We start from the raw sequence: 12,903 nt of genomic DNA, 5'->3' as shown, positions 1-12,903 counted from the left end.
TTCACTGGCACACTTGTCCCTAGAACTACTTCGCGACGCCATCACCATCGCCTGCAACCAGAAAAAGACTGGACTGAAATCTCTGGCGGGAGATACTGTGATTGTATTCCCGCAATAAAGTTTCTGGCTCTTTCGAGCGCAGATACTGATCGAACAGGGAGCTTTAACGATGACACTGTTCAGGATTTTTCAACTCCTCCCACTGAAGGGTTTCCGATTGGCATTGGCCGGTGCCTTGGCATCCGGGGCGGCCATTCCCTCATTCGCGGAGAGCCAGCTAGAGAGCGTAACGCTGACAGATATTCGCGGTATGCGGTTCTGCGAATTCCTGCTGATCTACGAAGACCATGTGGATATATATAATACTTCCGCCTCAGCCGGCTGTCCGGAAGACCTGTGGAAGGCCATGGATACCGCTCAGATCGCGGAAGCGCACGGGGCGGTAAAGGCGCAGCTCAACGGTCCGAAATTCTGGGCGATGGATGAGCAGACCATCAATTTCGGGGAGGCCAAGACTTTTGCGGGAATCGAGGCGCGCTATGGTGCGACCCTGCCGCTTGCAGCGCTTGGCGCCGGTGAAGGCGCGGACCCTTACAGCCCGTATATCAGTGCAAAAACGCAAACCATGACCTTCAAGGCGGGCAGCCCGGTCTATGAACTGGTGGATCCCGACGGCAACGTCTATGCCTTAAATGCTTGGGGGCCGGATGTGCGCGGTGGTGATCCCGCAAACCTGGCAGACCAGCTGTCGCCGGCCGAGGGATGGAGCTTCCGGGTAACCACTCCGGGCGAAGACCTGACCATTGAGGGCAGCACCGAGGCCCCGGTCGACATGGCCGGTGACGACATGCATCAGTACTACACGCGCTACGGAGCCGCCGCGCAATGAGGGCGCAGGCTCTTTCCCGCCGTGCGGCGGCGCTGCGCACAGCCTTGTTCGGCATGGCGTTGCTAGGATTGAGCGGTTCGCCTTCCGTTGCCCAAAGCACTGCGCCAACCGGGGGGCAGACCCTGTCCGGGTACGGGACTTCTGACAATCTGGAAACCGGCGACAGCGTCACCGAAGATCTTGCACTGGATGACCAGAGAATCGACGGCGTTCTCAGCTTCCCGAAAGCCGAGGAGTTCTTTGCGCCCTGGTTTGCCTGGAAGAAGCGGCTCAACGACAAGCACGGGCTGAAGCTGCAATTCAGTTACCAATCCTCGCATCAATGGTTGGACCAAAGCCTTGGAGAAACCAATGCGGCAGCGGCGCGGTTGCAGCTGCAGGGCTCGTGGACGCTCTTGGGGCGCGGCTCCAAGAACACCGGCACGCTGACCTTCCGCCTTGAAAACCGCACCACGCTTGGCACCACGCTGCCGCCGACCAGCCTGGCCTTTCAATACGGCGGCATCGTGCCGTCGGGCGGATTCAGCGACTTCGGCTTTGCCCTGACCGAGCTTGCTTGGCGGCAGTCACTGCTGGACGGACGGTTCCGTTTCGTTTTCGGCAAAATCAGCGCTTTATCCTGGTACAATGGGCACGCGCTGTCCTCGTCCTTGCGCGGATTTCAGAATCTCGCCATGCAGAGCAGCCTGACCAAACCCTCGCCAGGCCGTGGCATCGGCGGCGGCTTCGCCTATGAATTTTCACCGCAGTTCGGAATGGTCGCGGGCATTCATGACGCTAACGCCAAGACCGCAGACAACCCGTTCGACACGATCGGCGAGGGCGAATTCTACAAATCCATCGAATTCCGCTACTGGCCGACAACGCGGGACCGGCGGCGCTGGGATGTTGTTCGGCTGCAGTTCTGGCATCAGGATGAGTTGGAGGCCAAGGGCACGCCCTCCGGGCACGGGGTGACGTTTCTTGCCAGCAGGCTTTACGATGACAAGTGGTTTCCTTTCCTGATAGCGGGGTATTCAGACGGCAATGCCTCGCTGATGAAAAAGGATGTCACCGCGGGCCTCGGCATTGCCATCGACACGCAGCACCGGGCCGCGCGTGATGTGTTTGGGGTTGCGGTAAGCTGGGGCGAACCTTCGAACCCGCTGCTGCGGGAGCAGATAACCAGCGAAGTTTTCTACCGCTTTACCCTGGTTCAGAATGTAGTCATCACACCCTCGGTGCAGTGGGTCAAGAACCCCGCCGCAACCGCGGCCTTCGATGAAGTCCTCACTGCCGGTCTTCGGCTTCGCGTGACGTTCTGACCGCAGCAAAGGGAAACGAGAGTCCTTCTGATGGCCGTACCATGGGGCAGGCGTTGGCAGGCGAGAGAGGCTGAAGTATGAAAAAAGCCCTGCATTGGCTGCTGCATGAGTTGCGCAGAGGTTTCCCGGCCTTTCTGTTCTTCTTCGTTGCGTTCCACATGATCACTTTCACGAAAGCAGTGGCGGTCGCGGATTTCAGTGTTTCCTGGTTTTCCGCATCAGTTGCAACGGTTGGAGCTTTAACCGTGGCAAAGGCGATCCTGATTGCAGACAACACCGCTTTCGCACAGGCGTTTTCCCGGTGGCGGATCAGCAATATTCTTTGGAAGGCCTTTCTGTTTTTGATCATAGCCACTCTTTTCCGAATGGTCGAAGAACTGCTGCATGCTGCAGTCAAGCATGGCGGGTTCCGCGCGGGTTTCGAGGAGTTTACGGCGACGTTTTCCCGGCCGTATTTTCTTGCCCTGGAATTGTGGTTGATTCTGCTTCTACTGCTGTACTGCGCGCTGACAAGCATGATCAGGGTCATTGGCCGTGAACAGGTCACGGAACTGCTGTTTTCAAGCGCCGGCTCAGAGAAGCCACACCACCACTGAAGCCCGGTATATGCGCCTCCGGTCGGGCCGCCAGAGTTACGATGAGGCGGGGATGATGCCAAAATCAAACCCCGCTGCCGAATTTTCAGATACCTGCAGCGCCTCCCGCTGCGGGGTCTTATCCCAAGGCCAGCATTTTGTCTGGCTGATTTCCAGGAGGAAAAAATGCCTAAGACATTCCTTTTGACAAGTTTGACAGCTGCACTGGCGGCTTCAGCTGCTGTTGCCGGATCCGACGGCAATGCGGTCGCTGACGAAGTCATTGCCAAGCAGCGCGCCGCCCTTGCTGCCGCAACCGAAGGTATGGGGTTTGGCCCGCAGTCGCCGCGAGACATCGATGCGCCTGACGGTCAGAACCATCGTGCATTCGGCGCTGCGCCTGCGGTGACCGAAATGATGCTGTGCGACATTCATTTCCACGAAAATGCCGAGCACAGGGGCGGTATGTTCACGACCTATGCAGGCAACGGCGACGGCCACGGATATGGCACCGGCTACAAATATGACGGCGAGTTGACTGCAGCCGAGCTTGCGCCCGTCGATATGAAGGTTGGAGAAAGCTCCCATGGAGATCTTGTGCCGGGCGATACAATCGAAATTCATTTCGTTCACTCAACCGCGAAAGGGACGCTTGGAAACAGTCTTGATACCTGCCTAAGCGATGCAATCAGCAACCCGCAGCTGCGGGTTGAGGCCATTATTGCAGTGCTGGTGACCGAGGGCGGCGCGGACTTCAGCGAGATGGCCCGTGTCGAAGAAATCAACGGCCTCAACCAAGTCCCGAACCTGCCGACCGATCTGGTTACACCGGTTGTCTATGATGGATCGACCACCGGCCCGGGCTACAACGAGAAAGGCTCGCCCTTCCAGGTCACTTGGAGCGTGCATCCGGAGGTCGTGAAACTGAATATCGGCTCAGTGGATGCGTGGCTCAAAGACAACCCGTTCGGAGAAGATCACGCCCACGGTGTGCGGAATCTGGTCGTCAATCCCGATTTGTTGTCGCAAATTAACTGAGAGAACCGACGCTGAAGGGCGGGCAATTTCGCCCGTCCTGATTATTGCGCACGACGTCAATCACCCGGTCAAGAGCCATTCTTATACCACTGAGAAAGCGGCGAAAGATCATTTGGCCCCGCTCGACCAAGCTCATCACGATCCAGACAGTGTTACTGCGGCGAATGTCTCCTGCTTGCGGGTCCCGTCGCAAAATATATCGTTACCACTCAGTACGGGTGAAGCGCGATTTGAATGACTATCCAAAGATCACTTCTTGCGCGTAACTGCCATGTGGCTTTGATCTGGCCTTGCAGTCGTAGCGAATGACTGGAAAGCCCGGCGACCTGTGAATTCGGGTGACAGATCTCGCTGCAGCATGCTTGAAGGGCTGGTTTTCACGCCGCGCAGCGGCGCCGAAAAAGATACAATCGCGACGATTTCGCTGCTGCGAGCGCGCGCAGCAAAAAAACCAAGGTACAGGTTGGGCTCTCAGCACGAATTCGCCGCGCTAGGCTTGAATGGCAGGTCCCCGAGACAGGGGCCGCTCACCAAGTCAAGTTTGGACGAGCAGTGAGCGGTACTTTGCGGACTTTTGCTCCTGCCGCTTTCGCTTGCGCAGAAAGTGTTTGCAGGCGCGGTGACGAGTTTTCGGCGATGCAGCGAGTCTTATCGAACCAGCCGTTCAGCCGTATCGATCCGGCCGAGTTTCGAACCGTCCTTTCGCTGCACGGTGTTTGAGCCCGAAAGGTGCCGGACTTTGCCGCCTTTTGCTCTTGGAGCTATTGCTGTCGCAGAAAACCCTGCGCTCCCGCAGCGCGAGATTTTCAGCAGCGCGGCGAACTTACTGTTTGCGGTCATTCAGCCCTGCGGAAATCGGCGGAGCTCAAACTGCCTTTGCGCTGCAATCAGGTGGGACAAACGAGACGCGGGACTTTTCTGCCGTTCGTGTCGAGCCGTCATCCAACCCCGTGTCTCCGGATTCTGGCACTTCGGGCAGTACCGTCTCGCACAGGAGTTGTTGGCGACATGCAGAGCTTTTCGCCCAATCATGTGGTGCGTTGGTTGGCAGACCGGTTCTCCCAAAAAGGTGGCCGCCAAAGTGCAGCCGCTAGAACGCGAGGTGAGGTAAGCAGTGGGGCTGCAGCTTTAAGAGGGCAGCCGTCAACTCCAAGCCCTTGCGGAAATGGCTATCCTCCTGAACCCCGCCCAAGGAAATGCGCAATGCGTTTGGTGAGCTTGTTCCTGGGGCAAGGAATGGCATGTCTGGCATAACGGCAATTTGCATCTTGCTTGCATATAGCGAGAAGCGGACGGAGCTCCACCCCTCAGGCAGCGGCAGCCAAAGATGCAACGCTGAGGGATGTCCTGTCCAGGGCATCCCATGCAATACCCCGCAAGCGATGCGGTGGCGGCTTTCCAACGCATTGCACTGCCAATCTGCAAGCTCCAGCGCTGTGCCGTCCAGCACCCAACGGCTGGCCAGTTCCCGCATCAAGGGCATTACCGTTCCGCCGAAACTCAGAAGGCGGCCTTTCAGAGGCGGAAGCAATTGACTTGGTGCAGCCATGTATCCGGCGTGAAGCCCGGGCATCAGGCATGTGCTGAAGGTGGTCATATAGATTGAACGTTTTGGCAGCAGCGCGGACACTGGCGGCGGGCGGTCCTTGGCTACGGGGCCAAGCGGATCAGCTTCAATGACGTATAGATCATGGTCTTCCGCAATTTGGACCAGCTCCCTGCGCCGGCCCTCGGGCATCATGACCGGAACCGGATTTGCCAGTGACGGCAGCAGACACAGGACTTTGGCGCCGGATGCCAGGCAGGCTTCCGCCAAAGCCTCCGGCAGAATGCCTTGCGTATCCGCTTTCAGGCGCAATTGCTTCAAGCCTAAATAGGAGCAGCCGGAAACAAGCAGATTGTGTGTGATGCCGTCTGACAAGACGGTATCGCCGGGGCGGGTCAGGGCGGAGAGTGCAGTGGAAAATCCCTGACTGCCGCCATTCGTCAGAAGGACCTGGCCCGGTCCGGCTGGAAAACCGCGAGCTGCCAGCCACTGCGCCCCAGCGTCGCGGTGGGCATCGCCTTTTGAAACGGAGCCGCAGCACTGCAAGACAGAGGAGTCCAGTTCTGCTGTAACCTCCTGCAATGAGTGCTGAAACCGATTGTTGTGCTCTTGGCTGTAGACAGGTCGGGAGGTGGAGAAATCAAACTCTTCCTCAGGTTCGGTTTGCAGCGGAACAGCTCGTGGGACAGTACCGCAAACATAGCTGCCCCGGCCAACCTGCCCGTCAACCAGGTTCTGCTTGCGCAAGCTATCGTAAGCTTTGCTCACCGTGTGTACGCTCAGCCCAAGCCGGTTTGCCATTCTGCGATGAGGTGGGAGGCGGGCTCCGGCTGGGAGCTCTTCGGTCAGAGTGGCCTGTTTAATGGCCGCTGCAAGGCTGGCGTGCAAAGGCGCATGAAGCGCTTCGGGATCAGGATACCACACTGGTGCTCTTTCTTCTGGCCCGCAAAGCCAGGGCAACTGCGCGTCTGGAGACAAACGTCCGGCTCACGCCGCTTTTGATGTTTGAATCTGGCCAGTTGCCGGAAGGAGCGCCGCGTGCAAAACAGCGACCGCTGTTTCGGCCGATGCCCGCGGTACTGCAAACTGCACATCGACATTGCGCGGGGTCTGGTGCGCTGCAATCACTTCGACGCCGGCCCTTTCAAAGGCTGCAAGCCCGCGGCCAAGCGCCCGCACCCCAGACAGGTCGCGCCCGATGGCCGAGACGATGGACAGCGCCCTCGCGCTGACCTGGGCCGAAGGATAGGCGCGCTCCAGGTCATTCGTCACGCGGCGCACTGCTTTCAGAGAAGCCTCAACATAATGGGTGATGGTGTTGGCGTTCGAGCTTTTGGAGATTATCCGGACTTTGTGCCGGCGCAACGCCTCAAGCACGGTGGCATCATATCCTTTGACACCGACCATGTCCTGCTCAAACAGCTCCAGCGCGACGGCATCGATACTTGTCACGATTTCAACCGCGGGAGTTCTGGCTGGCTGGCTGTCGATGAGGGTGCCAGGGTCCGAAGGCTCAAACGCGTTGGTGACACGCAGCGCCACGTTGGACTGGCGCAGGATCTTGGCGGCATTCGGGTGAATGGCCTCCATCCCCATGTTCGACAGCTGGTCGGCCACGTCGTAGTTCGTATGACCCAGCTTGCGCACGGCGTCTGTCCCCACCAGTGCCGGATCAGCGGAAGACAGGTGGAATTCCTTATGGATGATCGCCTCTTTTGCCTTGGTATAGGAGGCGATGCTGGAGAAGGTGACTTCGGAATAGCCGCGGTCATATTCGCGCATCAACCCCTCATTGCATTGGGCATAACCAGTGACGATGGGCATTTCCGACGCCAGATCCAGATCGCGCAGACCGGTGGCGATCCGCCCCTCCAGTGAGCATTCTCTTTCGTCGCGCCAGCCGCTGAGATCAACGAAACGTGCGTTCACCCCGGCGCGCTGCAGCATCAGCGAGGTAACAAAGGCGGAGTGCGCCTCGCCCAGACCGGAAAGTAGCTCGCGCACCAGCATCATCTGGCTCGACAGCCGGAAATGGCCGTAAGAGCACAGGCGCTGCAGGTCGAACAGGCAGCTGCGGGCGCCTTCAATGCGGTCGCGCACAAACTCCTCTGCCCGGGCGCGGTCTGCCGGATTGTCCAGTGCACCGTTGTGCGCTTCGGACATGGCTTCACCCACGCGGGTCAGCGCATCCAGCCAGCCATGGTCGTTGTCGTCATTGGCGAACAGCGCATAAACGCCGGGTTCGCCGGTTTTCTTGTGCTCCAGCAGCAGGTTGGTGATTCCGCCAAAGGCGGACACCACAAAAATGCGGTGATAGAGCGAAGATCCGGTGCGGCCGCCGATAATGAGCGTATCGCGCAGCTCGCGGATACGGCTCATCGAGGTGCCGCCGATCTTCTCGACGGTGTGGTCAGGGAAATTCAAACTGCCTCTCCCGGCCTCAGCCGGGACCTCTTCAAGTGGTTTCCAGCGCGTAGGAGCCGTCTTCGCGGTGTACTTCGCTGCCGGTCACGGGCGGGTTGAACACACAGGCCATCACCAGCTCTTCCTCAGCCCGCAGAGTGTGGCGGTCGTGCTTGTCCAGCGCGTACATGACGCCGGGCCGGATTAAATGAGTCTCGCCGGTGGCCAGGTCGGTGATCGAGCCTGAACCTTGCATGCAATAAACGCTCTCGAAGTGGTTCTTGTATTCGAAGGTGTGTTCGGAGCCGGCCTCAAGGAAGGTGATGTGGAAGGAGAACCCCATCCCGTCATCAGCCAGCAGCATCCGCACCGAAGACCACTGGGCGTCAGACACCACCCGGCTGCGGTCGCTTTTGATAATGTCGTTGTAGTCGCGAACAATCATGTCTTACTCCGCTGCAAATTTGCTTGAATCAGTCACACCGCGGATCGCGCTGCGCAGGATGTTCAGGCCTTTGATGAAGGTGTCCTCAGGCGTGGTCAGCGGTGCTAGCACCTTGACCACCTGATCCTCGTTGCCGGAGGTTTCGATGATCAAGCCGTTGTCAAAGGCATGGGCGCAGATGCTGGCGGCCAGATCTCCGGAGCCCACGTCCAGCCCTTGCATCATGCCGCGCCCTTTTAGCTTCGAGCCAGGGATAAGTTCTGACATTTCCTCCAGCGCGGCGGTCAGCAGGCGGGCCTTGGCTGCGGTGCTTTGCTGGAAGCCGGTGTCCGACCAGAATTTGCGGATGGCTGCGCTGGCAGTGATGAAAGCATGGGTGTTGCCGCGGAAGGTGCCGTTATGCTCTGCCGGGCCGAACACGTCGTGCTGCGGGCGGGCCAGCATCAGGGCCATCGGCAGGCCGAAGCCGGAGACCGATTTTGCCAGCGTCACGATGTCCGGCGTGATGCCCATGTCCTCAAATGAGAAGAAACCGCCGGTGCGGCCGCAGCCGGCCTGGATGTCGTCGATGATCAGAAGGGCACCGTGCTCCTTGGCCAGCGTGGCGATGCGCTGCACCCATTCGGGGCTGGCAGCATTCAGCCCGCCCTCGCCCTGCACGGTTTCCAGGAGGATCGCGGCCGTAGCGTCGACGCCGCTGGAGTCATCGTTCAGCATTACCTCCAGATAAGCGGCGGTATCAACGTCTGCGCCGAAGTAACCGTCATAGGGCATCCGGGTGACGCCATTGAGCGGGGTGCCGGCGCCGCCGCGGTGATAGCTGTTGCCTGTGGCCGCCAGTGCGCCCAGGGTGACGCCATGGAAGCCGTTGGTGAAGGCGATGACATTGGTGCGGCCGGTCACTTTGCGGGCCAGCTTCAGCGCCGCCTCGACCGCGTTGGCGCCGGTCGGGCCCGTGAACATCACCTTGTGGTCCATATCGCGCGGCCGCAGGATGTGCTGGTCGAAAGTGTCCAGGAAGTCGGCCTTGGCGCTGGTGTGGAAGTCCAGCCCGTGCGCCAGCCCGTCGGCAGAAATGTGGTCAATTAAGGCGGCCTTCATGTCCGGGTCATTATGGCCGTAGTTCAGCGAGGAGCAGCCGGCCAGAAAATCGATGTAGGTGCGGCCTTGGCGGTCGGTCAGTTCGGAACCTTGGGCCCGGGTAAAGACGGTGTCGAAGCTGCGGCAATAGCTGCGCGCCTCGGATTCGCGGCGCTTGAAAATAGAAATCTTGGCTGACGTATCAGTCGGCATCGTTTGTCCTTTGGGGATTGTGCAGATCAGAGCGGGCATGCGCCACATGGGATCGACCAGCCTCAGGCGGCCCAGCTGGGCGCCTCGGAGAAATCGACCGTGACCATGTGTTCGGTGCTCTGGCGGTCGCGGAAGTGCTGACCCTGGGTGTAGTAGGGTTGGCTTTTCAGCGGTGCGCTCCGGTTGGCTGCGAATTTGTGGAACAAGGCCCAGGAGGCCCTGTTTTCCTGGGTGATGGTTGTTTGCAGCCGTTTGACCTTCTCACAGGCCTTGCGGCGCAAAAGGCCGGTCAGCATCAGCGAGCCAAGACCGGTGCCGCGGGCCTTTTCAGACACAGCCACCTGCCAGACAAACAGCGTTTCCGGATCGTCGGGCAGAACATAGGCGGAAACCCAGCCGGCAATTTCGCCGCCGATCTCTGCCACAACGCAGGTGTCGCGGAAGTGGTCGCACTGGATCAGATTGCAGTACATGGAGTTCTCATCGAGCGGCTTGCAGGCCCGCACCAGCTCCCAGATTTCTGGGCCATCGTCTGCTGTGGGCTCACGCAGCGCGGGGGCTGCCTTCCGGAATAACTCCAATGCGTGTCGCATCTGTTCAAGCGTCTCCATTATTACTTCGATAGGCTAAGTATATTGAGGCGAGGAACATTTCAAGCCACTAGGAAAATTCTGCGGCATTTTGTCAATTTTGCCTGATTCCAACGTGTTTTTCTGCAATGCACCGATGCTTTATGCTTTGCTTGTCAAATCAAATGGGGATGTGCGCGTCTTGATTGTCCCGCTGCGCTCTGCCAGAACCGGGACATGGAACGCATTGATGCAAGCCTGATCGCCCTGCGCCGCATTTTGCGTGCAACTGATCTGTTCAGCCGGGAACTTGCGCAGTCGGTCGAACTGACAGCCGCGCAGTTCCGGGTGCTTCAGATCATCGCCGCCAGCGAGCACTGCACCGCCAAAGCGATTTCGCAGCAGATGCGGATTTCCCAGGCAACCGTTACCTCTCTGGTGGACAAGCTGGTTCGCAAAGAAATGGTGGTGCGGGAAAAGTCGCAGACTGACCGGCGCCAGACAAATATCCTTGTCACCGAGAAGGGGCGCCGGGCAATTGCCGATGCACCGGATCCGCTGCAGCAGAGGTTTGTACGCAAGTTTGCAGCAATGGAGGACTGGGAGCAGGCGGCGCTGATTGCAGCACTTGAGCGCGTGGCATCCATGCTGGATGCAGAGGACATTGATGCGGCGCCGGTACTGGATACCGGCGAGTCGCTGACTGCTTCGTGACCCTGTTATTCCTGAAACTTCTGAACATCTGAAAGAATGTTTGCGTTTGGCGTAGGGCAGCCCGAGGGCCACCAAAGTCAGCTGATAAACTTCGCTTGAAATTATGTCGCTTACAGCTTGCTAGTCAGCTGAAAAGGCGCGCGTCACTCTTTCACGTTATCGAAAATCAAGGCCGGGCAACAGGAAGCGGCCAGGGTCAGGTCAAGGCCGCGTGGTTTTTGCTGTGAAGCAGCATGTGTCGCCAGAGCAGTCATTGAAGGTCAGTCCGAGAGGACAAATCAAATCTTTCCTTTCGTCGTAAGCGGGATCGACCATCGAAGAGCCGGACTTTCCTAATATTCACTGCGAGTGCTCGATCTCCATTGCGGATGCGAGCGGCTCTGGGAAAGCGGTCGTAGAACGAGCAACACACCAGTCAAATCCAGGATCAGCTTGTCTATGATCAGAAATCGGTTATCTGGTTCTGGAACCGCCTGCACACTATCCTGCCGGCAGCGGTGTGCGTTTTATGGCGATATAGGCGAACTTGTCGTTCCGGCCCGTCCGGATACGCTCCTGAACGAGATGGACCTGCCCCTGCTCAAAGAGGGCACGGGCCGCGGTTGCGGCCCTTCTATCGGCCAGGAGCCAATCGCGGGCATAGATCACCCTCACCCCGGGCTTGCTTTGGCCGATGGCCCGGATCAGCGCCTGCGCGGGGCAGGCGCTGCCGGTGACGTCAATAGTGGAGCCGGGCAGCATGGCCTTAGATCCGCGGCAGGGGAAAGACAGGCTGGAAGCCTGTGTCCATCAGGGTTTCTTCAAACGGGAACTCCGACAGAAGTTCGATGCCGGTCTCAGTCACCAGAACCTGCTGCTCCAGTTTGACGCCTTCGTGGCCGCCTTCTTCGCCGATATAGCTTTCGACGCAGATGGTCATGCCCGCCTCGATCACCCCGTCATAGCCCGCATCAGTGAAGTCGCCGCGGTGGTAGAGATAGGGGTATTCCCCGGTCATCCCGCAGCCGTGCGAGGACAGGTAGTAGCGGTTGGCAAAGTACTTGTCCGGGATATCCCAGGCCTGATCGGCGTAATCGCGGAAGGTCATTCCCGCCTTCAGGATGCCCATGTTGTGGTACACTTGCTCCAGCGCGGTCTGATACAGGGTCTTTTGCAGGCCGGTGGGTTTGCCCGGGCCCGCATGGAAGGTGCGGGAAAAGTCGCTGTAATACCCGTGGCAGCCCACCACATCGGTGTCCAGCGCAACCAGTTCGTTCTCGCCGATCAGGTGATGCGCGGTTTCCTGGAACCAGGGGTTGGTACGCTCGCCGGCCGACAGCAGCCGGGTTTCGCAATAGTCGCCGTTCTGTTCGATCACCGACTTGTGCAGCACCGACCACAGCTCATTCTCGGTCATGCCGGGGCGCAGGGCATCACGCAGTTTGCCGACGCCAACCTCGGTTGCACGCAAGGAGGCCCGGACGCATTTCATCTCCTCCTCCGACTTGATGGCGCGGGCCATTTCGACAGGCTCCTGAGCATCAACGATCTTGAACCCTGCCTCCTGCATGGCGATCGCTGCGCCGGCGTTCATCCGTTCCATTCCGACTGTTGTGCCGTTGCCTGTCAGGCTGGTAATCAGATTGCCAATCTCGCGTGCCCACTCCCGCTCGCGTTCCGCGATATGTGGCCCAGCGGCCACGAAGCTGGCGGTCTTTGCCGGGCGCACCTCGTCCACGGTTTCGTAGCCATCGGCCAGGTGCAGGCAGCCGGTGAACTCGAACAGGATCGAGCGGTCCGCGGTCAGCAGCAGATAGCGCGACGGCGCGTTGCGCATCGAGAAAATCTGCATGTTGCGGGTGCCGGTGGCATAGCGGATGTTGATCGGGTCCGACAGGATCACCGCGCCGATGCCGCGTTTGGCCATCTCGGCGCGTACCCGGCCCAGACGGTAGAGACGCACCGCCTTCAGATCGATGCCTTCGCTTTCCGGGGAACGGTCCAAAAGGGCAATGCCCGATAGATCGCTGCGTTCGGCGTGCCAGTCAAAATTTGCCATGAGAGTCTCCATTGGCCGATTGTCCGGTTCAGGATAGAAACTCATGCTCTCCTGTGTAAAATTCCTAATAATCGTGAATTTTCCAAACT

The 12,903-nt window shown here is 59.1% G+C and carries 12 protein-coding genes; 5 read left to right on the top strand and 7 right to left on the bottom strand.

Annotated features, from left to right (window positions below):
• The first annotated feature begins 169 nt into the window (after positions 1 to 169).
• The 4 genes from AB1A62_RS20040 (at position 170) to AB1A62_RS20025 (ending at position 3,806) form a co-directional block, all read left to right on the top strand.
• The gene (locus AB1A62_RS20040; protein ID WP_366663233.1) at positions 170 to 889 is read left to right on the top strand and encodes a hypothetical protein; all 720 of its coding nucleotides are present in this window, start codon (positions 170 to 172) and stop codon (positions 887 to 889) included.
• Between the two features lie 68 nt (positions 890 to 957).
• Complete coding sequence (locus tag AB1A62_RS20035) at positions 958 to 2,193, top strand: carbohydrate porin (protein WP_366663232.1); 1,236 nt, start codon at positions 958 to 960, stop codon at positions 2,191 to 2,193.
• 77 nt (positions 2,194 to 2,270) lie between these two features.
• Entirely contained in the window at positions 2,271 to 2,789 is a 519-nt protein-coding gene (locus tag AB1A62_RS20030) for a hypothetical protein (protein ID WP_366663231.1), read from the top strand.
• 165 nt (positions 2,790 to 2,954) lie between these two features.
• On the top strand, positions 2,955 to 3,806 hold the full coding sequence (locus AB1A62_RS20025) for a delta-class carbonic anhydrase (RefSeq protein ID WP_366663230.1): 852 nt from the start codon (positions 2,955 to 2,957) through the stop codon (positions 3,804 to 3,806).
• A 1,090-nt stretch (positions 3,807 to 4,896) separates the two neighbouring features.
• Here AB1A62_RS20025 and AB1A62_RS20020 read toward each other — a convergent pair.
• The 5 genes from AB1A62_RS20020 to ectA form a co-directional block, all read right to left on the bottom strand.
• Positions 4,897 to 6,276: a PLP-dependent aminotransferase family protein gene (locus tag AB1A62_RS20020; RefSeq protein ID WP_366663229.1), complete on the bottom strand. Its 1,380-nt coding sequence runs from the start codon at positions 6,274 to 6,276 to the stop codon at positions 4,897 to 4,899.
• 63 nt (positions 6,277 to 6,339) lie between these two features.
• Positions 6,340 to 7,776 carry an aspartate kinase gene (locus AB1A62_RS20015; protein WP_366663228.1) on the bottom strand — a complete coding sequence of 479 codons (1,437 nt, stop codon included), beginning with the start codon at positions 7,774 to 7,776 and terminating at the stop codon, positions 6,340 to 6,342.
• A gap of 31 nt (positions 7,777 to 7,807) precedes the next feature.
• Positions 7,808 to 8,200, bottom strand: a complete 393-nt coding sequence (locus AB1A62_RS20010; protein WP_260033489.1) for an ectoine synthase — start codon at positions 8,198 to 8,200, stop codon at positions 7,808 to 7,810.
• A gap of 3 nt (positions 8,201 to 8,203) precedes the next feature.
• Positions 8,204 to 9,493 (bottom strand): diaminobutyrate--2-oxoglutarate transaminase, encoded by a 1,290-nt coding sequence (gene ectB / locus AB1A62_RS20005; protein WP_366663227.1) that lies wholly within the window; start codon positions 9,491 to 9,493, stop codon positions 8,204 to 8,206.
• Between the two features lie 62 nt (positions 9,494 to 9,555).
• On the bottom strand, positions 9,556 to 10,086 hold the full coding sequence (gene ectA, locus AB1A62_RS20000; protein WP_366663226.1) for a diaminobutyrate acetyltransferase: 531 nt from the start codon (positions 10,084 to 10,086) through the stop codon (positions 9,556 to 9,558).
• A gap of 213 nt (positions 10,087 to 10,299) precedes the next feature.
• On the opposite strand from ectA, the gene AB1A62_RS19995 reads away from it, so the two are divergent.
• On the top strand, positions 10,300 to 10,776 hold the full coding sequence (locus tag AB1A62_RS19995; RefSeq protein ID WP_366663225.1) for a MarR family transcriptional regulator: 477 nt from the start codon (positions 10,300 to 10,302) through the stop codon (positions 10,774 to 10,776).
• Between the two features lie 480 nt (positions 10,777 to 11,256).
• On the opposite strand, the gene AB1A62_RS19990 is transcribed toward AB1A62_RS19995, so the two are convergent.
• On the bottom strand, positions 11,257 to 11,517 hold the full coding sequence (locus AB1A62_RS19990; protein WP_366663224.1) for a hypothetical protein: 261 nt from the start codon (positions 11,515 to 11,517) through the stop codon (positions 11,257 to 11,259).
• A 4-nt stretch (positions 11,518 to 11,521) separates the two neighbouring features.
• Positions 11,522 to 12,814 (bottom strand): Xaa-Pro peptidase family protein, encoded by a 1,293-nt coding sequence (locus AB1A62_RS19985; RefSeq protein WP_366663223.1) that lies wholly within the window; start codon positions 12,812 to 12,814, stop codon positions 11,522 to 11,524.
• Positions 12,815 to 12,903 lie beyond the last annotated feature (89 nt).

The organism is Leisingera sp. JC11, assembly GCF_040704725.1.
Classification (GTDB): domain Bacteria; phylum Pseudomonadota; class Alphaproteobacteria; order Rhodobacterales; family Rhodobacteraceae; genus Leisingera.
Note: the sequence above shows the minus strand (reverse complement) of the source record. Positions and strands in the feature narration are given on the sequence as shown.

Coding starts and splice junctions, on each gene's coding strand:
- AB1A62_RS20040 (WP_366663233.1), top strand. CDS start 170: ATGACACTGTTCAGGATTTTTCAACTCCTCCCACTGAAGGGTTTCCGA.
- ectA (WP_366663226.1), bottom strand. CDS start 10,086: ATGCGACACGCATTGGAGTTATTCCGGAAGGCAGCCCCCGCGCTGCGT.
- AB1A62_RS19990 (WP_366663224.1), bottom strand. CDS start 11,517: ATGCTGCCCGGCTCCACTATTGACGTCACCGGCAGCGCCTGCCCCGCG.
- ectB (WP_366663227.1), bottom strand. CDS start 9,493: ATGCCGACTGATACGTCAGCCAAGATTTCTATTTTCAAGCGCCGCGAA.
- AB1A62_RS20025 (WP_366663230.1), top strand. CDS start 2,955: ATGCCTAAGACATTCCTTTTGACAAGTTTGACAGCTGCACTGGCGGCT.
- AB1A62_RS20030 (WP_366663231.1), top strand. CDS start 2,271: ATGAAAAAAGCCCTGCATTGGCTGCTGCATGAGTTGCGCAGAGGTTTC.
- AB1A62_RS20010 (WP_260033489.1), bottom strand. CDS start 8,200: ATGATTGTTCGCGACTACAACGACATTATCAAAAGCGACCGCAGCCGG.
- AB1A62_RS19985 (WP_366663223.1), bottom strand. CDS start 12,814: ATGGCAAATTTTGACTGGCACGCCGAACGCAGCGATCTATCGGGCATT.
- AB1A62_RS19995 (WP_366663225.1), top strand. CDS start 10,300: ATGGAACGCATTGATGCAAGCCTGATCGCCCTGCGCCGCATTTTGCGT.